This window comes from Bacteroides sp. 41_26 (assembly GCF_949740115.1).
Taxonomy (GTDB): Bacteria; Bacteroidota; Bacteroidia; order Bacteroidales; family Bacteroidaceae; genus Bacteroides; species Bacteroides nordii.
This window is the reverse complement of record NZ_CATJGZ010000079.1, coordinates 107558-126500: the sequence shown is the minus strand read 5'-3', so window position 1 is coordinate 126500 and position 18943 is coordinate 107558. Positions and strand designations below refer to the sequence as shown.

General features: G+C 41.1%; 18 protein-coding genes. 9 read left to right on the top strand and 9 right to left on the bottom strand.

Annotated features, from left to right (window positions below):
* The first annotated feature begins 36 nt into the window (after positions 1–36).
* The 3 genes from QX565_RS10855 to QX565_RS10845 are packed head-to-tail and all read left to right on the top strand — an operon-like array spanning position 37 to position 4097.
* Complete coding sequence (locus QX565_RS10855; protein ID WP_289292764.1) at positions 37–1140, top strand: efflux RND transporter periplasmic adaptor subunit; 1104 nt, start codon at positions 37–39, stop codon at positions 1138–1140.
* An 18-nt stretch (positions 1141–1158) separates the two neighbouring features.
* Positions 1159–2472, top strand: coding sequence for a TolC family protein (locus QX565_RS10850; RefSeq protein WP_221650306.1), 1314 nt, complete (start codon positions 1159–1161; stop codon positions 2470–2472).
* 44 nt (positions 2473–2516) lie between these two features.
* Positions 2517–4097 carry an ExeM/NucH family extracellular endonuclease gene (locus QX565_RS10845; protein WP_255585905.1) on the top strand — a complete coding sequence of 527 codons (1581 nt, stop codon included), beginning with the start codon at positions 2517–2519 and terminating at the stop codon, positions 4095–4097.
* Positions 4098–4181: 84 nt separating this feature from the next.
* Here QX565_RS10845 and QX565_RS10840 read toward each other — a convergent pair whose 3' ends face one another.
* Complete coding sequence (locus QX565_RS10840; RefSeq protein ID WP_221650305.1) at positions 4182–4682, bottom strand: DUF3836 domain-containing protein; 501 nt, start codon at positions 4680–4682, stop codon at positions 4182–4184.
* 262 nt (positions 4683–4944) lie between these two features.
* Here QX565_RS10840 and QX565_RS10835 point away from each other — a divergent pair, with 262 nt between their 5' ends.
* The 3 genes from QX565_RS10835 to QX565_RS10825 are packed head-to-tail and all read left to right on the top strand — an operon-like array spanning position 4945 to position 8368.
* Complete coding sequence (locus tag QX565_RS10835) at positions 4945–6372, top strand: O-antigen translocase (protein ID WP_289292763.1); 1428 nt, start codon at positions 4945–4947, stop codon at positions 6370–6372.
* A gap of 17 nt (positions 6373–6389) precedes the next feature.
* Positions 6390–7274, top strand: a complete 885-nt coding sequence (locus QX565_RS10830; protein ID WP_289292762.1) for a glycosyltransferase family 2 protein — start codon at positions 6390–6392, stop codon at positions 7272–7274.
* Positions 7271–8368 (top strand): glycosyltransferase, encoded by a 1098-nt coding sequence (locus QX565_RS10825; RefSeq protein ID WP_289292761.1) that lies wholly within the window; start codon positions 7271–7273, stop codon positions 8366–8368. Before QX565_RS10830 ends, QX565_RS10825 begins: the two co-directional genes overlap by 4 nt.
* Positions 8369–8388: 20 nt before the next feature.
* Here QX565_RS10825 and QX565_RS10820 read toward each other — a convergent pair whose 3' ends face one another.
* Genes QX565_RS10820 through QX565_RS10810 form a run of 3 tightly spaced genes read right to left on the bottom strand, consistent with a single transcriptional unit; the run spans position 8389 to position 10845 of the window.
* Positions 8389–9489: a DegT/DnrJ/EryC1/StrS family aminotransferase gene (locus QX565_RS10820; protein WP_289292791.1), complete on the bottom strand. Its 1101-nt coding sequence runs from the start codon at positions 9487–9489 to the stop codon at positions 8389–8391.
* Entirely contained in the window at positions 9482–10462 is a 981-nt protein-coding gene (locus QX565_RS10815) for a GNAT family N-acetyltransferase (RefSeq protein ID WP_289292760.1), read from the bottom strand. Before QX565_RS10815 ends, QX565_RS10820 begins: the two co-directional genes overlap by 8 nt.
* On the bottom strand, positions 10459–10845 hold the full coding sequence (locus QX565_RS10810; protein WP_002559095.1) for a sugar 3,4-ketoisomerase: 387 nt from the start codon (positions 10843–10845) through the stop codon (positions 10459–10461). Before QX565_RS10810 ends, QX565_RS10815 begins: the two co-directional genes overlap by 4 nt.
* 277 nt (positions 10846–11122) lie before the next feature.
* Here QX565_RS10810 and QX565_RS10805 point away from each other — a divergent pair, with 277 nt between their 5' ends.
* Positions 11123–13087: a biosynthetic peptidoglycan transglycosylase gene (locus QX565_RS10805; protein WP_289292759.1), complete on the top strand. Its 1965-nt coding sequence runs from the start codon at positions 11123–11125 to the stop codon at positions 13085–13087.
* Between the two features lie 151 nt (positions 13088–13238).
* On the opposite strand, the gene QX565_RS10800 is transcribed toward QX565_RS10805, so the two are convergent.
* The 5 genes from QX565_RS10800 to QX565_RS10780 form a co-directional block, all read right to left on the bottom strand.
* Positions 13239–14423, bottom strand: a complete 1185-nt coding sequence (locus QX565_RS10800) for a hypothetical protein (protein ID WP_289292758.1) — start codon at positions 14421–14423, stop codon at positions 13239–13241.
* A gap of 10 nt (positions 14424–14433) precedes the next feature.
* Positions 14434–15105, bottom strand: a complete 672-nt coding sequence (locus QX565_RS10795; protein ID WP_289292757.1) for a proline and serine-rich protein 1 family protein — start codon at positions 15103–15105, stop codon at positions 14434–14436.
* Positions 15102–15431: an outer membrane protein assembly factor BamE domain-containing protein gene (gene bamE / locus QX565_RS10790; RefSeq protein ID WP_221650297.1), complete on the bottom strand. Its 330-nt coding sequence runs from the start codon at positions 15429–15431 to the stop codon at positions 15102–15104. Before bamE (QX565_RS10790) ends, QX565_RS10795 begins: the two co-directional genes overlap by 4 nt.
* Positions 15432–15476: 45 nt before the next feature.
* On the bottom strand, positions 15477–15782 hold the full coding sequence (bamE, locus tag QX565_RS10785; RefSeq protein WP_221650296.1) for an outer membrane protein assembly factor BamE domain-containing protein: 306 nt from the start codon (positions 15780–15782) through the stop codon (positions 15477–15479).
* Between the two features lie 123 nt (positions 15783–15905).
* A complete protein-coding gene (locus QX565_RS10780) occupies positions 15906–16739 on the bottom strand; it encodes a CvfB family protein (protein ID WP_221650295.1) in 834 nt (277 codons plus the stop codon).
* 274 nt (positions 16740–17013) lie between these two features.
* On the opposite strand from QX565_RS10780, the gene QX565_RS10775 reads away from it, so the two are divergent.
* Both QX565_RS10775 and QX565_RS10770 read left to right on the top strand, forming a co-directional pair.
* A complete protein-coding gene (locus QX565_RS10775; protein ID WP_221650294.1) occupies positions 17014–18015 on the top strand; it encodes a malate dehydrogenase in 1002 nt (333 codons plus the stop codon).
* 105 nt (positions 18016–18120) lie between these two features.
* A complete protein-coding gene (locus QX565_RS10770; RefSeq protein ID WP_289292756.1) occupies positions 18121–18924 on the top strand; it encodes an AraC family transcriptional regulator in 804 nt (267 codons plus the stop codon).
* The last annotated feature ends 19 nt before the right edge of the window (positions 18925–18943 follow it).

Sequence of the window (18943 nt, the reverse complement as noted above, 5' to 3'; positions counted from 1 at the left end):
AACAAGAATAAAATAAAAATCAAAAATAAAACTAAAATGAAAAAGTTTCTGAAAATCACATTGTTAGTACTCCTAGCAGCCGGTATTATAGGGACATTTGTATTCCTGTGGATGAAATCAAGACCCAAAGTTGTTGTATACGAAACCGTAACAGCAGAGGTGGCCGACCTTCAAAAAACAACCGTAGCTACGGGAAAAGTAGAACCACGCGATGAAATTCTTATCAAACCCCAGATCTCCGGTATCATTGACGAAGTGTATAAAGAAGCCGGACAAAGTATCCGCAAAGGTGAAGTGATTGCCAAAGTAAAGGTAATCCCGGAACTGGGACAGGTAAACTCCGCCGAAAGTCGTGTGCGCCTGGCGGAAATAAATGAGAAGCAGGCACAAACAGACTTTGACCGTATTGAGAAACTATTCAAAGACAAGCTGATCAGCCGAGAAGACTTTGAGAAAAGCGAAGTAGCACTGAAACAAAGCCATGTGGAAGTGCAAACAGCCAAAGATGCTCTCGAAATCATCAAGGAAGGCATTACCAAAAACAGTGCTTCACTTTCCAGTACACTGATTCGCTCTACAATAGACGGACTGATCCTGGATGTTCCGGTAAAGGCCGGTAATTCGGTTATCATGAGTAATACGTTCAATGACGGAACGACTATTGCTACGGTGGCCAACATGAATGACCTGATCTTTAAAGGCAAGATAGACGAAACGGAAGTAGGCCGTATCCACGAAGGTATGCCCGTAAAACTGACTATCGGTGCATTGCAGAACCTGACATTCGATGCTATACTGGAATACATTTCACCAAAAGGTGTGGAAGAAAACGGAGCCAATCAGTTTGAGATAAAAGCAGCGGTAGTCGTTCCGGATAGTGTACAGATCCGTTCGGGCTACTCGGCCAACGCAGAGATTGTGCTTCAACGTGCCCAGCAGGCATTGGCGGTGCCCGAAAGCGTGATTGAATTCAGTGGTGACTCTACATTTGTATATATAATGACAGATTCCGTACCAGAACAGAAATTCCAGCGCAAACCGGTTATAGCCGGCATGAGTGATGGTATCAAGATTGAAATTAAAAGTGGCGTAACAGCCAAAGACAAAATCCGTGGAGCGGAAAAGAAAGATAAGAAGTAAAATCAATAACAGGAAATTATGAAAAAAGGACTTATTATATTCTCTCTTGCCACACTCTATGCCACCAGTCAGGCTCAAGAAGGGTGGACGCTACGCCAATGTATCGACTATGCCATCGAGCACAATATAGAAATTCAGCAAACAGCTAATGCTGCCGAACAAAGTGCTATAGAGGCAAATACGGCAAAGTGGGCAAGGTTACCGAATTTGAGTGGCTCGGCAGGTCAGAGCTGGAGCTGGGGACGTTCGGCTTCACCGGTAGACAATACGTATAGTGACATCAATAGTGGTAGTACACAATTCGGTCTTAGTACCAATGTCCCACTATTTACCGGACTGCAACTACCCAATCAGTATGCCCTTAGCAAACTGAATTTCAAAGCTGCTATTGAAGATCTGAATAAGGCAAAAGAGGATGTTGCTATTAATGTGACCTCTTCTTATCTACAGGTTTTATTTAATATGGAACTCAATAAAGTAGCAGCCAGCCAGGTTGAACTCAGTAAAGAACAATGCAAACGTATTACCCGCCTGGCCGAAGTAGGAAAAGCGTCGGCAGCTGAAGTAGCTGAAGCTAAAGCACGGGTAGCACAAGATGAAATGAGTTTAGTACAAGCTGAAAACAATTACCAATTGGCTTTACTGAATTTGAGCCAATTGCTGGAACTGTCTACTCCCAAAGGATTTTCACTCGCACAACCAGATACTCTTGTAGATTTCGCCCCGCTGACCCCACCGGATGATATATATACAGAAGCATTGAGTAATAAACCGGGTATCCGGGCTGCACAACTCCGCTTGGAAGGTAGTGAAAAGAGTATACGCATCGCACAAAGTAACTACTACCCACAACTTTCTTTCGGAGCGAATTTGGGAACGAATTTCTATACACTAAACGGATCTGCCGAGCACAGTTTCGGATCTCAGTTGAAAAACAATCTGAATAAAGGCATCGGATTCAATCTGAGTATACCACTGTTTAACCGCTTGGCTACCCGTAACCGCGTTCGCAGTGCCCGACTACAGCAAACCAATCTCGCCCTGAAACTTGATAACACTAAAAAGGTGCTTTACAAAGAGATTCAACAGGCATGGTACAACGCTATAGCTGCCGAAAGCAAATTCAACAGTAGTACAGCGGCCGTCGCAGCCAACGAAGAGTCTTTCCGCCTGATGAGCGAAAAGTTCGATAACGGGAAAGCTACTTTCGTTGAATACAACGAAGCCAAACAGAATCTGACAAAATCGCTGTCGGACAAGATACAGGCAAAATATGATTATCTGTTCCGTACCAAGATTCTCGACTTCTACAAAGGAAAGGCTATTGAGTAACCAATAATATCAGTATCTTTGCTTCATAAACAAAAAAGCTGTCTATGAAGCAAAGGTTACTCCTATTACTGATTTTCCTGCCGACCGCTCTGCTTGGTCAACAAAAGATTATCTTCCCTGATGATTTTAATACAGGCCTGAATGGAAAGGATGTAACCATTACCAATCCGCTCATTATCACGGATACCCGGCAATTAAGTTCTAATGGTATATTGGTTTTAGCCGCCGAACGCATACAGTCTGCCACAGAAGAACATGAACCGGGGGAAGAAATGTATGCTCAATGGCAAAAAGAGTTCCCTAAGCGCATACTATCCCTTAAAGTAGATAAAACAGCTTTTTACCGTACCGGACAACAAACCACCAACCTCACGGGAACAGTATCTGTCAATAACGGCACTTATACAATCATCCCCAAAATGGCTCCTTCCTTCGTAGGTAATGAGCGTACCACTCACCCCCGGAAAGTAACAGCACCACACAACCTGAAAATCGCCAGCTTCAACCTGAACTTCTACATTGCTAATTCGTCATTGTGGAATCCGGACTACGGTGCAGCCAACCTGAATGAGTTCACACGCCAGCGTACTAAAATACTTGCAGCTCTCAAAGCAATAAATGCAGACATATACGCACTCTGCGAAGTTGGTGAAGGACAAACGGCCGTGCAGGATATTGTGAAAGGATTGAATGACATAGCCGGAACAAACCGGTATGCTTATACAGACAATGGGGATACGAAAGAAAGTACGTATACTAAGAATGTATTTGTTTACAACACGGATAAGGTAGAACCTTATAAAGAAGTCCTCACCATTGGTTCATACCTCAAACTCCGTCATGTAGCACAGGCCTTCAATCTGAAAGAAAACCAGGAAAGGCTGATTATCTCATTGAATCATTTTAAGTCGAAATCGTCTGGTAGCGGCACCGATGCCGATCAATATGACGGACAGGGGAAATCAAATAATCAACGGAAAGCAGAAGCCTACACATTGGTCAACGAACTGAATGCACTAACCAATTATTACGAAGACCCGGATATACTGATACTGGGAGATCTGAATGCATACTCCAAAGAAGACCCGATACGGATACTTACAAATACTTCTTTAGTGAACTTGCTGGAGCATTTCTCTCCGCAGGATTATAGCTATGCCTACAATGGAGCTATCGGCTATCTGGATCACTCCATAGCCTCTGCCAGCATGAGCAAGCAGGTAGTAGATGCAGCGCCCTGGCATATCAATGCAGATGAACAAAGTAAATTTGGTTACAAAAATGCCATAAACTATTCGCCGGATCCCTATCGCTGTTCTGACCATGACCCTATCATTACCACTTTAATGCTGGACCGTGCTACGGGCATTTATACTCCGGGGAACGGATATAAAAACAGAATTCAGATATCTGGCAACCCACATGACGGATATTTCACTCTGCAAAGCGAACGTATAGACAAAGTAGAAATACTTAGCATCAGCGGACAAGTGCTTTTCACAAATACACCTGCCGTAGCAGGTAATTATTTCATTCTACCAACCGGCGGACTCATGGGTGGTTTTTATATCATTCGTGTTTACTGCAATAATTATTGCATTACAGATAAAATTGTACTTCCATAAAAGAAAGTATACACTGAAAAACGAAGCTCCGCGTTACCAAGAAAGTAACGCGGAGCTTCGTTTTTATTTTTATTACAAATATTTTTAATAAGCAAATGCTATCAGATTTGAATTATAGTCAACTCTGTTTACCACATTCATAGTCCAGTCACTCTCCGATTTATTCCACTTATAGTTCATATAGGCAACCGGCATGTTTTGTTCATTCAACTCATAAACCGTCTTCTCTACTGAATCAATATATGCTTTGCGACTCTCATTCCAACGTGCATATTCCATTGTGATTTCATTATTGGTGTACAAATAAGTAATCTTAAAATACGGAGTCCATTTGTCATGACTACCATCCCACTTAAATGCCTCTTTTGCAGTCATTCTATTCTGATCATCATAAGAAAAATCATATTTCATATGACGATAAAGCGAACCATCCATACGATAGATAACCTTCGACGTAACTAAGTCACCCTCTTTAACTTCATTCGTTACAAAGTTCGTATCCTGTGCTTTTAACTCTGCATTTACAACACCTGTAATTGTCATCACTACTAAAACAATCATTCTGAAAAATACTGTAGTTTTCATAATCGTATATTTTTTATTAGTTAAATTTTTTCCTGTTTATATATTAGACGTATTGACTTATTCAAAGGTTGCATCACTTTCTGTTTTTTTTCGTTTTTTATTTGATGACCGCCTTCGTAATATATAAATGCAAGAGGTGTGCCAGAATAATAAAACACTGATAACCAACAACATAAAGTAAATCCTTAGTGTACGAAAATGAACACATGTACGCTTATATGCGGACAGTGTACTATTTTTAATTATCTTTGCCTATTGTTTTATGGAACAACAAAAAGAATATAGAAGTATCGTAAAAGCTACAGCCCTCTTCGGAGGCGTACAGGCTTTTCAGGTTCTGCTTACTTTGGTACGTACCAAAGTGGTGGCATTGCTTCTTGGTGTAGACGGTGTAGGCCTGTTAGGAATGTTCAACAATGCCATAAGCATGGTACAAAGTATAACGGGGTTAGGTATCAATCAGGGAGGTGTCAAAAGCCTCTCCTCCGCCGGAGATCCCCGTAAAGCTGCACAAATAGCAACTCTAATCCGGCAAATGAGCTTATATGCCGGATTACTCGGTGCAGTGGTGGTGCTTGCACTTTCTCCATGGCTATCACAATGGAGTTTCGGAACGCGAGACTTCACAGGAGCATATATGTGGCTCGCCTGTACCATCTTATTTGACACGCTAACCAAAGGAGAACTCGCCATATTTCAAGGATTCCGACGCCTCCGTATTCTGGCACAAGCCAATCTACTGGGTGCATCTGCAGGACTTCTTATCTCACTACCTATTTACTATATATGGAGAACAGACGGTGTTGTGGTTGCTATTATACTCTCTTCCATTTGTGGTTACTTTGCTACACTGCTGTTCCGCGACAAACAAAAAGTGCCACCTTTATCTGTTCGTCAGGAAGGTAAAAGTATCATCACAATCGGAGCCATGCTTACCATCAGCGGTTTTGCCAGTACATTGGTCAGCTATCTATTCAATATCTACCTTAGAAGTCACGGTGGATTGGAAGATGTGGGTATCTACCAGTCCGGGTTCGGACTGATAGACAAATACATCGGGCTTATCTTTGTGGCAATGAGTACCGACTACTACCCCCGACTGGCAGCCGTTCATAATCAAAACACAAAGCTCAGTTCCATAATGAATCAGCAGACCATAGTATCACTGCTGATACTGTGTCCGGTTATCACAATCTTTCTGCCAACAGCACCTCTGATTGTCCGCCTGCTACTGACCAAATCGTTCCTACCGGTCATTCCTTTTCTGTCATGGGCCATCTTAGGTATGATCTTTAAAGTGGTTTCTACCAGTATGGGATATATACTTATCGTTAAAGGAGCACACCGGTTATTTCTTGGTACCGAATTATTTTCATGGAGCACTATACTAATAACCAATATCATAGGATATACTTTATGGGGAATTGAAGGAATAGGCATTGCTTTTTTATTCAGTTATGTCTGCTATCTGGCAATAGTGGGAATTACCTGCAGAAAAATCTTCAAGATTGTATTTAACCGGGAAGTATTATACCTATTTCTCTTTACCAGTACATTAGCTATAGCCAGTTTTATTTCTGTACGCTATCTGGTACCTGTTAATCCTTGGTACGGCTATGCAATATGTATGTTATTAATCACATTCTCCTTATGGATTGCCATAAAAAGACTATGGCAGCATATTAAATAAATTACTATTTTTGCATAATGAAGCCATTACTAAGTATAATCATTCCTTTTTATGGAACGGCAAATAAAAAAATGCTGGAACGTTGTATTACTTCCATCCGCAATCAGGGTATGGAAACAGAGGACTACGAAATACTCATTGAGGATGATAATGGCAAAGGATTGGGTGGAGCGCGTAATATTGGTATTGGTAAAGCCCGGGGAGAATATCTGTTATTTATAGATGCGGATGACTATCTATTTCCGGGAATGCTGGCACAATGTATAGTTCTGCTAACACAACATCCGGATATGATATCTTTTGGATTTCAACAAGTATCACACTCCAATGAAGCAGTTAGAAGTAAAGAAGAAGTTACATTTAAAACCTACCCGACAGGAGCTGCATTTATGAATGAACATAATTTCATGGGTACAGCCTGGAGGCATCTTTTTCTAAGAGAATGGCTTCTCAAACATCGGCTTGTATTCCCTGAAAATGCCTATCACGAAGACGAAGCATTCGTGGCCAAAGCCTATTTCCATGCCGGAACTACTATCATAACAAACTTGACAGTATATGCCTATTATCAGTGCCCCCATTCTATTTTGCACAAGCAGGATGTAACCAACCGTACTCAACGGATACAGAATTTCCGGCAAATACTGACAGATCTGAAAAACTATCTGAAAGAGACAGCTGCAGAAGCTTCTTCACAGCAACAACGGGCGCTACAAAGGAGAATTCATTTCCTCACGATTGACTATATATTACAATTAATACACAACCATTATCCACTTTTGGGATATCCTGCGGCTCTAAAAGAATTAAAAAAACATCAGTTTCTTCCATTACCAAATGAAAAATACTCATGGAAATACTCTGTAGCCCGAATACCCCTCAATCTTTTTGCACTGCTATGAAAATACTACTTCTCGGTGAATTCAGCAATATCCATTGGACCTTAGCAGAAGGACTCCGCATATTAGGACATGAAGTGTGTGTTGTCTCAGACGGCAACCACTGGAAAAATTATAAACGGGATATCTCTCTGTTGCGCCCAACAAATGGAAAAATAGATGGAGTCAAATATCTGGCAAAGGTTTTATTATTGCTTCCTAAATTAAAGGGATATGATATCGTACAAATCGTTAATCCCTGTTTTCTGCATCTGAAACCGGAAAAGAGCCTGCCCATCTATCGTTTTTTACGGAAACATAATAAGAAGATATTCTTAGGTGCCTTTGGTACAGACCATTACTACGTAAAAACCTGCATGGAAACGAATGTCTTTAAATATTCTGATTTCAAATCTCAGGACAAATTCAGAGACACGCCTGTCAACCGTAAAATAATAAAAGAATGCCTGTACGGCGGAACAGCACGTGCCAACAAAGAAATAGCTCAAACCTGCAATGGCATCATAGCCTGCCTATGGGAGTATTATGTATCTTACACTTCATACTTCCCGGATAAATTAACGTTCATCCCACTCCCGATTGACTATTCTGACATTGTTAGCCGGGTACGGCCCGAACCCGAAAAAGTGAACTTTTTTATCGGTATTCAATCTGCACGAAGTGATATCAAAGGAACAGATATTATGTATCCCGTTCTCAAGGAAGTACAACAAAGATATCCGGACCGATGCTATATTACAGAAGCTATCGATACTCCCTATGATACCTATCAACGGTTAATGGATGACGCCGACGTACAATTAGATCAGTTATATTCATATACTCCTTCTATGAACTCTTTGTTAGCTATGGCAAAAGGGATTATCGTTGTGGGAGGTGGAGAAGAAGAAAATTATGAAATAATAAACGAGAAAGAACTACGTCCTATTATTAACGTATATCCTTCCGAAGAAGATATTTTCCGGAAACTGGAATTCATCGTGCAACATAAAGAACAGATTCCAATACTATCAGCACAAAGCATTGAATACGTAAGAAAGCATCATGACTATGTAAAAGTGGCACAACAGTATGCAGACTTTTGGGAAACACATTAATCCCCAGAATACGAACAGATTTATTCAAACTTATTGATTGCCGCAATCACATAGGCCACTTCTTCAACCGTCATCAGGGGAGACATGGGCAAGCTCAATTCTTCACGATGTATTTGCTCCGTCACCGGCAATGAAAGAGCAGCATATTCAGTCAAGGCCTCTTGTTTGTGCGGAGGAATCGGATAATGTATCTGTGTTTGTATTCCTTCCTCCGCAAGGAAAGTCTGCAACCTGTCACGGCAAGATGAAAAGATAGGGAAAATATGAAATACATGCTGCTGCCAGTCATCGACTCGTGGCAAGGTTAATTGCGTATTCTGAATATGCGTCATGTATTGAGAGGCAATCAGGCGACGACGTTCATTGTCAGCATCGAGACGCGACAGTTTCAGACGCAATACGGCGGCCTGAAGTTCATCCAGGCGACTGTTTATACCTTTATAAAGGTGGACATACTTTGCAGAAGAGCCATAATTGGCGATAGAACGAACCATCGCAGCAAGCGATTCATCATTGGTAGTCACTGCACCACCATCTCCCAATGCACCCAGGTTCTTCGCCGGATAGAAACTGAATCCGGCAGCATCTCCAAGGCTACCAGTACGTTTCCCGTTATAAATGGCACCATGAGCTTGTGCCGCATCCTCCACAACTTTGAGATTATGACGTCTTGCTATATCTTTAATGGGCTGCATATCAGCACATCTTCCGTATAGATGTACAGGAAGTATAGCTCTGGTTCGGGAGGTAATCAGGGATTCTATTTTTTCGGGAGCTATATTACATGACAACAAAGAAGGTTCACAGAAAACCGGCTTCATTCCGGCACGGATCACCGCTAATATAGAGGCAATGTAAGTATTGGCAGGAACAATCACCTCATCACCGGGCTGCATTTCTCCCAACTCGCAGTAAGCCATAAAGATAAGAGTCAATGCATCCAATCCGTTACCTACACCTACACAGCAGGTTGTACCACAATAATCAGCAAAAGCCTCTTCAAAAAGATGGTTTTCTTCTCCCTGTAAATACCAACCGGAACGAACCACACGAAGCATAACATCCGACATCTCCGGTTCGAAAGAATCGCTAATACGCTGTAAATCGAAATATTTAATCATCATCCACAGAGTCTAAACAAAGTTCATATGTATCATACATGACCGCACGTCCACCAAATCCTTCTTTCTGGAATATTAATCCCTCATTCAGATAACGTCCTCCATCTTCTACAGAAACTCCAAAATCAAAATAACGTTTCTCTGTATAAATTTGGTTTATCAGGCAGTCAAACAAAAGATCAAGTGCTCCCATATCCCGCCCTCTATCAGTAGAAGCAATATATTGGACATGAGCAACTTCACCAGAGATATACATCACACATCCTCCTACCGTTTCGTCTTTATCGAGTACCCGATAAAGTTTTATTTCTTCCGGGAACAGACGATTAAGGCGTACAATCTCCTCTAACGAATGTACCGGTAATCGATCATGACGTTGTTGCAGATTCTGCTCCAGAACAGGCCAGAAAGCACTAAAAGCGTCATCCTGGCAAATGCTTAATCCACTCATATGTGCAAGCTTCAGTTTTCGACGCCGAAGTGTGCTGAAAGGACAGCCTCCACCAGGCATTACAACCGAAGAGATCTTCCGCTCTGTCAGTCGGGCATTCAAGCGAAACAGGGCATACAAATCCTCTTCAGCAGGATATTTATGATATATAAAAGGAATAGTACGATAAACAATCCGCTTTATTCCGGAGGTTTCTTTCAGGTAACGGCACAAAAGATAAAATGCCTCCAGTACTACACTCGCACTTGCCTGATAAGCAAGAACGAACCCGCCATATGTCAAGCCGCCATGCGTACAGTAAGTATCACCCTCCATATTTCCCGGTAATAAAGCGAGCAATCGCCCTCCTTTATAAAACAGCAGAGAATAATCGGTGAAACGATCGGCATGATAATCCATATAATCACGCATAAACAAAAACGTACCATTTCTGGAGGCAGCCACAAAACTATCCCAAACTATCTTTTGGTCCGATGTATAACGGACAACGCTCAACTGTAAGTCTCGGATAGCAAGTGTCATTTCTTTATATATTCCAGGAATTCGTCGTATGAATTAATATAATTATCAAGGCAGTAGGGATGAGAAGCCAGAACAAGAACAACAGCATCCGGTGAAAAATTACTCATAACCTTCCACATTCCCGGCGGAATTAACAAGCCTTCGGAAGGAGAAGACAGATGATAGTGTTTACGTCCCGTTATATCTTCTGTCCAGATATCAAAACTACCGCTGACAGCCACAAGATATTCGGACAGCTCCGTATTGGCATGTTGTCCACGTTCCTGTCCTTCGGGTACATTATGTATCCAAAACACACGTTCAACAGGAAAAGGTATATCCTGTCCTACCTCAAGAAGGGTCAGACTCCCCCGTTTATCTGTAAATGTCTTTAAACGTTCCATAACTATATAGAATAACGATATTTAGCGGATATTATTATAAGTGGTACTTCAAATTTAATTCATACTATGCCAGTGTTTTATTGAAACGCAAATGATCGCAGATTTTCGCTGATTAGATGGCTTGCTACACTTAAGGGACAATATTCTTTGCGTAAATTTACGATAATCTGCGTTTCAATGATACGATCATTTAATTAGGATACAGTACTTACGAATAATAGTTTATAGTTAACTTTGCAGCCAGAAAATCAAGCTCTAACAAGAAGGGAGAAAGTTTATGCAAAGGTATCAACAAATTGCATTAAAATCAACAGTAGTCATCGGATGTATTATCATCATTGGCCTGACAGGGTTGTATCTGAGCCGTAACAAGATTATAAGACACTTGGTTGAGCAACGCCTCCAACAGGTAGAACAGGCATATGAATTGCAAATTCAATATGAAGATATACACCTGAACGGTTTTAATGAAATAGTGTTAAATGATTTTTCTATTGTTCCCAAAGGTCAGGATACCCTTCTCCATTTACAATCAGCAAATATTCGGCTCCGGTTTCAGACCATGATTACTAAAAAGATCGAGATAAATGATATAAAGGTAGATGGTCTATATATCCATTTCATCAAAAAGGACTCCACAGCAAATTATGATTGGCTTTTTATGCAAAGACACCCGAAAGTACAACAGTTGAAGCATGCCAAAAAGGAAGATTACGCACAAAAAGCCAACAGGCTTCTAAATCTGATTTTCGGCTTTCTGCCGGCCAATGGTGAATTAAACCGAGTTTGTGTTACAGAGCAAAAGGATAACAATTTCGTCACAATCACTTTCCCCTCACTTCAAATCAATAATAACCATTTCCATTCTGTGATAAAAGTACGTGAAGATACTCTTATCCAGTATTGGATTACTCATGGGGAACTCAACCACCATACACGTACACTACAAATTGAAATGTATCCAAAAGAAGGACAAGCAATTTCACTTCCATCTATTTCCCGACGATTTGATGCAAAGGCTGGCTTTGACACTTTATCTTGCAGCTTAACACAAAGCAATGATAATCGGGTGCTCTCACTCAGTGGCCGGGCAAAAGTCAGCGGGCTGACTATTTATCATAAAGCGCTCTCGCCGGAAATCATCAACTTAAACCAGGGACAGTTATCTTATCAAATCAACATTTCCGGACAAGCCATAGAGTTGGATAGTATGACTACCGTCACATTCAACAAATTAGATTTCCACCCATACGTACGGATAGAAAAACAAGAAGAAAATTGGCATTTCACATCTTCAGTAAACAAAACCTGGTTTCCTGCTGATGATTTATTCAGCTCACTTCCCAAAGGATTATTCAGTAACCTCAAGGGCATCAAAACAAGTGGTAACCTTGCCTATCGCTTTCTCTTGGATATAAATTTCGCTTCATCGGATAGTCTGAAATTTGAGTCAGAACTGAAAGAGAAAGATTTTCGTATATTGGAATATGGAGCTACCAATTTAAGAAAGATGTCCGATGAATTCGAGTATACAGCTTACGAAAATGGTCTGCCGGTACGTACATTTCCTGTCGGCCCCTCTTGGGAACATTTCACCCCATTAAACGAAATATCGCCTCTATTGCAGATGTCAGTTTTACAAAGTGAGGACGGGGCTTTTTACTATCATCGCGGTTTTTTGCCTGATGCGATGCGCGAAGCACTGATACACGATTTAAAAGTAAAACGTTTTGCACGGGGAGGTAGTACAATAAGTATGCAATTGGTCAAGAACGTATTTCTTACCAGAAATAAAAACTTTGCTCGAAAATTGGAAGAAGCCCTTATCGTGTGGTTAATAGAAACACAAAGGCTGACATCCAAAGAACGGATGTATGAGGTTTATTTAAACATAGTTGAATGGGGGCCAATGGTATATGGTATACATGAAGCTGCCGCTTTTTACTTTAGTAAACGTCCGTCACAACTGACGACAGAGGAAAGTATTTTTCTGGCTTCCATTATTCCGAAGCCAAAACATTTTCGCAACTCTTTCACTACAGATATGAAACTAAAAGAGAATCTGGAGGAGTATTACCGACTTATCGCCGGACGATTAGCAAAGAAAGGTTTAATAAGTGAATCTGAAGCTGCGGGAATCCAACCGGACATTCAATTGACGGGTCCCGCCAAAGATATAATAAAAGCCTACTCTTCAGAAAAAGAAGAAGAGGAAAATGAGACGGACGACAGCTATGAATAAACAGCTAAAAACAGTTATGCACTTCCCAAACAAATCATAAAACTCCTCTTTCCCTTATTTATATAGAAAAAGAGGAGTTTTTTAATTATCTATTTCCGGAATTACCAATCGTCCCTTTATAATCCCTGATTGATAAGAACTTCCCAATAATTTATCTTCTTGAACTACTTCCCCGTTCAGAAGAGCTGGAAGAAGAACTTCTGCTACTTGAAGATGAACTGGAGGAAGAAGAACTACGTCCGGACTGTCCACTGGAAACCGAACTACGACGACTATTACTTGGGGAAGTCGTTTCCCGGTTAGCTGAAGAGCTACTTCTGCGGCTACTGTTTCCGGAGTTTGTACTACTGTGGCTTGTACTGCTATTTACCCTGCTACTGCTGCCTGAAGTATTATTATCTCTTCTACTACCTGATGTACTTTCACGATTTGAAGATGAAGAACTACTACTGGGCCGCGTAGTAGGCCGAGAGGTAGAACTTGGCTTCGTTTCAGAATTTCCCGGACGGGTTGACGTCCCCGGAGTAGTACTTGGACGAGTTGTACCGGTACTCGGACGGGTAGTTGTACCGGTGCTCGGACGGGTAGTTGTACCAGTACTTGGACGGGTAGTTGTACCAGTGCTTGGACGGGTAGTTGTACCAGTGCTCGGACGGGTAGTTGTACCGGTGCTCGGACGGGTAGTCGTGCCAGTGCTTGGACGAGCTCCTGGTCTGGAAGAAGGCCTTATACTTGTATTCGGACGAATATTCACCGATCCGAAGTCCGAACGACGATTAGTATGGTACACCCGATCATTTCTCACACTATAGTTTCCTCGATAATAACTATGGTTATAGCGCCCACGATAATAACTTACATTATGAAAATGTGTCCGGTAATGTCCTCCGGAATAACTACGATAATGAGGTGGTTTCGGGAAGTAGAAGTGGTTATGGTTCGTATATGTGATATACACACGGAAGTTCCACCCACCTGTATTAGCATATATCGGACGATAAAAATAATCGAGTCCCAGGAACCTACGATACTGTGAGTCACTCAACACCCAACGCAAATCGTCATTACGCACATCCAGATAATTGTAATAATCATCCAGTGCCCATTCGTATCCGCGTATTACATCGTCCATCAAATAGCGAATGGAATAGATAAAATCAAAATTGATTTCATAGACATCATTATACTGTTGCGTATTCAGGTTTAGTTCATACGCCATCTTATCAGTCAGGAAGCGCGTCTCTTTGCGTACCCTGCTATTACTCATAGCCGCCATACTCATACTGCTCATGGCAGTTATCCCGATGGCAAATAATAGTATAATCAATCGTTTCATAATCGGTATATTATTTTATATTATTACTTTGGTGATATCTTTTTATAAAGTCATTTACTTCTTTCTTATCCGAACTAAATGTCAGTTTGTCCAGTGCCCGGAAGAAGTTTGCTTTATCAGCAATTCTCGGATATATCTTTATAAGGAATGGTTTTCTTTCGCTATCAAACCTGCAAAATTCCAACAAGCGGATACACTGATCGGTAGTAAAATAAGAACTCATTAAAGCATTGTCGAATAAAGCATTGCGGTCGGATTCAAAAGGTTGATTTCTCAATGAATTTATAAACTGTTCAAAGGAATCATCGCTCATTACCGGCTCCCATGGATTAAAATCGTCCGGTCTATGTCCAGGTCGGTCAGGCCTGTGCCCCGGATAATTTTCACCTGCAATAACAATCTCTTTCACGCTCATACTTGAACAATAAACACGTTCATCCAGCAATAAGTTTTCTCTGTTAAACTGTTCTCCGCGACGGGCAGCATACACCTGTACACGGTAACTGCCTCCGTCCAGGTTGGCAACAAAGCAACTAAATGTAGGTTTACATACCTGCTGTCCATCAATAAACACAACCACTTGTTCCCGAGGACTTTCAATAGAAATGCCATTCAGAGAAAAAGCTTTTACTGAAACCACTGCCAGCAGAAAACAAAAACCAAGTATCAATTTACGTATCATATCTTTTCTATTTTATTTTTATCTGTCCGGGTATGGCAATCACTCTCTTTCTCCAAGTAAGATTTCATTTCCGTCACCCTCCCGTCTACAAAATATACCTTAACTACAGACCAACCGGAAAACACGAACACCCGAAACTCCCACTCCTCCCCTTTGTCATTAAAAGTCCTGTAAGAAGGTGAGCCAAGTACATCTGTTACCTGTTCCAGCGTCATCCCTTTACGAATACTCAGTAACTGTTCGTTTGTAAAGCCTGCTTGAGAAGAGATGCAGCTGCCAAGCAATATCATCATCAACAAGATGCCAAAAGTATGTATCTTTTTCATAATCTGTATTGTTTAAGTGAAACTTTTCTCTTGAAAACATATATTTTAATGTATATGTGGTACCGGCACCGGATGTGTGTACACTTCCCGGACAAATGTATTCATGCCTGATACCCTTCCTTCATCAAACGTAATCACGGTTATTTTAGTTTCTCCCCCAATAACAGACAGACTGTGATACTCCCATTCTTCCATTCCTCTGTCAAAACGACGGTAATCCGGTGTGCCGAAAATCTTTGAGATCTCCTGCCTGCTCATTCCTTCCTGTACTTTCATGATCTTGTTCATAGAACCGCAACCAGCACTTATCACCAGAAGCAACAACATCAATAAAACATGTATCTTTTTCATACCCTATACATTTAAGTAATTCAACTTTTGTGTTTTCTTATACCACAAAAATAGGGTGAGAAAACTCCCCACCCTAATGATTATCTATATTCGTGTATAGGGATTCCCCTATCATAGTTAGGATTATACCAACCGGATTCCATCTTCCTCCAAAACGATCAGGCGTTTCTTGTATAAGTCGCCAACAGCTTTTTTGAAAGTCTTCTTACTCACTTCAAAGGTTTCGTAGATATCTTCTGCAGGGCTTTTATCCGTCAACAAAATCCTACCTCCTTTATCCTTTATATATTGGAACAATGCTTGTGAGAAATCATCTACTTTCCCGAACCCCGGTTTCTGAAGTATCAGATCTATTTTCCCATCCTCGCGAACCTGTTTCACATAAGCCTTCAGTTCCATTCCTGTTTTCAAAGGCTGAAATATTTCGCTGTCATAAAGTAAACCACCAAACTTATTCTCAATAATAGCTTTAAACCCAAGATCTGTTTTTTGCCAGATAAGAATATTAACTTCTTCTCCCGGCTGATACTCTGCTTTCTCTTTGGAAAGATAACGATCTACTTTTGCGGAAGCTACAATGCGATAACTTTCATCATCGAGATGAGCATGGATAATATATTTATTACCGACCTGCATTTTCATCTTCTGTTCACTGAAAGGCACAAACAAGTCTTTCATCAATCCCCAATTGAGAAATGCGCCAAACTGATTAATCCATGCCACTTCCAGACAAGCAAACTCCCCCACCTGCACCAATGGAGTCAATGTGGTAGCAATCAGTCTTTCTTCATTATCGAGATAGAGAAATACATTCAATACATCTCCTATTTGACAATTTTCGGGTACATAACGAGTAGGCAGCAAAATTTCACCTTCCTCGCCTCCGTCAAGATACATTCCGAAATCGACCTCTTTTACAACCTCAAGCTGGTTGAATTTTCCTAATTCAATGCGCATAATATTCCAGTAGTTAAAATTTATTGGTTAATAGTTAGAATCTATACAACATATTTTCGTAGTCAGAGTCAGATTAAAGGATTTCAAGCTGTCAGTAACTAAATTCCAACTATTATTTTTCGCAAAGATAGTTTATTTAAACGATATCCCTTTCTTCGATATAACTTTTCATTATCAGCCAGAACTTTTTTCAATGAACATTCTGGCGATTAAGTCGTTATATTTGTAGCGTGAACATAAAAACCGCCTATTCATTTATAAAAAATATAAGATTATGGAATTCTTAACCAACGAGAAATTAACGATTGTAGGAGCTGCCGGAATGATTGGCTCAAATATGGCCCAAACTGCCATGATGATGAAACTTACCCCTAACATCTGCCTGTATGACCCGTATGCACCCGCACTGGAAGGTGTAGCCGAAGAGTTATATCACTGTGGATTTGAAAATGTCAACCTCACCTATACTTCTGACATCAAGGAAGCACTGACGGGAGCAGCTTACGTCGTTTCATCCGGTGGTGCTGCCCGTAAAGCTGGTATGACACGTGAAGATCTTTTAAAGGGAAATGCAGAGATTGCCGCCCAATTTGGTAAAGATATCCGCCAATACTGCCCTAACGTGAAACATGTGGTAGTAGTGTTCAATCCGGCAGATATTACAGGATTGATCACGTTGCTTTATTCCGGTCTGAAACCCTCACAGGTATCTACACTTGCAGCATTGGATAGCACCCGTCTGCAAAACGAATTGGTAAAGTTCTTCAAAATACCTGCTTCCAAGATACAAAATTGTCGTACCTACGGTGGGCATGGCGAACAAATGGCAGTATTTGCATCCACTACTACCGTAGATGGTGATACATTGACCAACTGGATTGGTACTACCCACCTGCCCCAAACAGAATGGGAGGCTATCAAACAACGTGTTATTCAGGGTGGTAAGCACATCATCGACCTGCGAGGACGTTCTTCTTTCCAAAGCCCGGCCTATCTTTCTATTGAAATGATCGCTGCAGCTATGGGAGGACAACCTTTCCGCTGGCCAGCCGGCACGTATGTATCCGACGGAAAATTCAACCATATCATGATGGCAATGGAAACGTCTATCACGAAAGATGGTGTCAGCTATAAAGAAGTACAGGGTACTCCTACCGAACAGCAAGAACTGGAAAACAGTTATAAACATCTGTGCAAACTGCGTGATGAGGTCATTGAAATGGGGATTATCCCGGCAATAAAAGATTGGCACAGCCTGAACCCTAATATCAAGTAGGCTTATTTTCTCAAAAGGATTGAATGTCTCTTTTTTACAATCAGAAGAAAAAGCAAAGAAGTATTTTTGCACGTTCTGCATTTATAAAATATCTTTGCTCACAGTATGGAAACATTCAGCCTCATTAAGCCTTGTGCCGCACTAACTCCGTTTATCAAGTATTACTGGATATTACGGATTGATATCTCCGCACCCGTCACGGAACGAACCATTCCTGTCGGGTGCGTTCATTTAACTTTCCATCGGGGTAAACAACTGTTTTCGTCTACCACCCGGCAACTACAGCCACAGGCTTTCATCTGCGGACAATCTAATACTTACGTCGATGTGGCCTCTACCGGAAATATTGATATGATCACTGTTGTATTTCAGCCTTATACACCGAAACTCTTTTTCCGGTTACCTGTCAGAGAAACATATGGAATGAATGTTTCAATAGAAGATATCGGAGACATCGCATTGGCAGACCTGGCTAAACGAGTCGCAGAGACACCGGATGATACACAATGTATAGAACTAATAGAGTACTTTCTGCTCCAACGCTTCTATTCTTCCGCTGAATATAACATAAAGAGAATAGGGGCTACCATACAAGAAATAAACCAGTGTCCCCAACCTGCCATTCACAGTCTGGCCCAGACAGCCTGCCTCAGCGATAAGCAGTTTAACAGGGTCTTCCATGAATATGTAGGCACTACACCCAAAGAGTTTATCCGTATTGTCCGTTTACAACGGGCTTTGTACACATTGCAAACACAGCCGGACATCAATTTTGCCCAACTGGCCTATGAATGCGGATATTATGACCAATCCCATCTTATTAAAGAATTTAAAGCTTTTTCCGGTTATACGCCGGGAGAGTATCTGGCACTTTGTGCACCTTACTCCGATTACTTCTCTACACTCTAAAAGATAGAATGTCCTTTTT

Bases quoted from the DNA above. Each gene is read 5' to 3' on its own strand.
- QX565_RS10775 (WP_221650294.1), top strand. From the start codon at position 17,014: ATGGAATTCTTAACCAACGAGAAATTAACGATTGTAGGAGCTGCCGGA.
- QX565_RS10835 (WP_289292763.1), top strand. From the start codon at position 4,945: ATGGAACAACAAAAAGAATATAGAAGTATCGTAAAAGCTACAGCCCTC.
- QX565_RS10805 (WP_289292759.1), top strand. From the start codon at position 11,123: ATGCAAAGGTATCAACAAATTGCATTAAAATCAACAGTAGTCATCGGA.
- QX565_RS10845 (WP_255585905.1), top strand. From the start codon at position 2,517: ATGAAGCAAAGGTTACTCCTATTACTGATTTTCCTGCCGACCGCTCTG.
- QX565_RS10825 (WP_289292761.1), top strand. From the start codon at position 7,271: ATGAAAATACTACTTCTCGGTGAATTCAGCAATATCCATTGGACCTTA.
- QX565_RS10815 (WP_289292760.1), bottom strand. From the start codon at position 10,462: ATGACACTTGCTATCCGAGACTTACAGTTGAGCGTTGTCCGTTATACA.
- QX565_RS10855 (WP_289292764.1), top strand. From the start codon at position 37: ATGAAAAAGTTTCTGAAAATCACATTGTTAGTACTCCTAGCAGCCGGT.
- QX565_RS10795 (WP_289292757.1), bottom strand. From the start codon at position 15,105: ATGATACGTAAATTGATACTTGGTTTTTGTTTTCTGCTGGCAGTGGTT.
- QX565_RS10800 (WP_289292758.1), bottom strand. From the start codon at position 14,423: ATGAAACGATTGATTATACTATTATTTGCCATCGGGATAACTGCCATG.
- QX565_RS10770 (WP_289292756.1), top strand. From the start codon at position 18,121: ATGGAAACATTCAGCCTCATTAAGCCTTGTGCCGCACTAACTCCGTTT.
- QX565_RS10840 (WP_221650305.1), bottom strand. From the start codon at position 4,682: ATGAAAACTACAGTATTTTTCAGAATGATTGTTTTAGTAGTGATGACA.
- QX565_RS10820 (WP_289292791.1), bottom strand. From the start codon at position 9,489: ATGATTAAATATTTCGATTTACAGCGTATTAGCGATTCTTTCGAACCG.
- QX565_RS10780 (WP_221650295.1), bottom strand. From the start codon at position 16,739: ATGCGCATTGAATTAGGAAAATTCAACCAGCTTGAGGTTGTAAAAGAG.
- bamE (WP_221650296.1), bottom strand. From the start codon at position 15,782: ATGAAAAAGATACATGTTTTATTGATGTTGTTGCTTCTGGTGATAAGT.
- QX565_RS10810 (WP_002559095.1), bottom strand. From the start codon at position 10,845: ATGGAACGTTTAAAGACATTTACAGATAAACGGGGGAGTCTGACCCTT.
- QX565_RS10850 (WP_221650306.1), top strand. From the start codon at position 1,159: ATGAAAAAAGGACTTATTATATTCTCTCTTGCCACACTCTATGCCACC.
- bamE (WP_221650297.1), bottom strand. From the start codon at position 15,431: ATGAAAAAGATACATACTTTTGGCATCTTGTTGATGATGATATTGCTT.
- QX565_RS10830 (WP_289292762.1), top strand. From the start codon at position 6,390: ATGAAGCCATTACTAAGTATAATCATTCCTTTTTATGGAACGGCAAAT.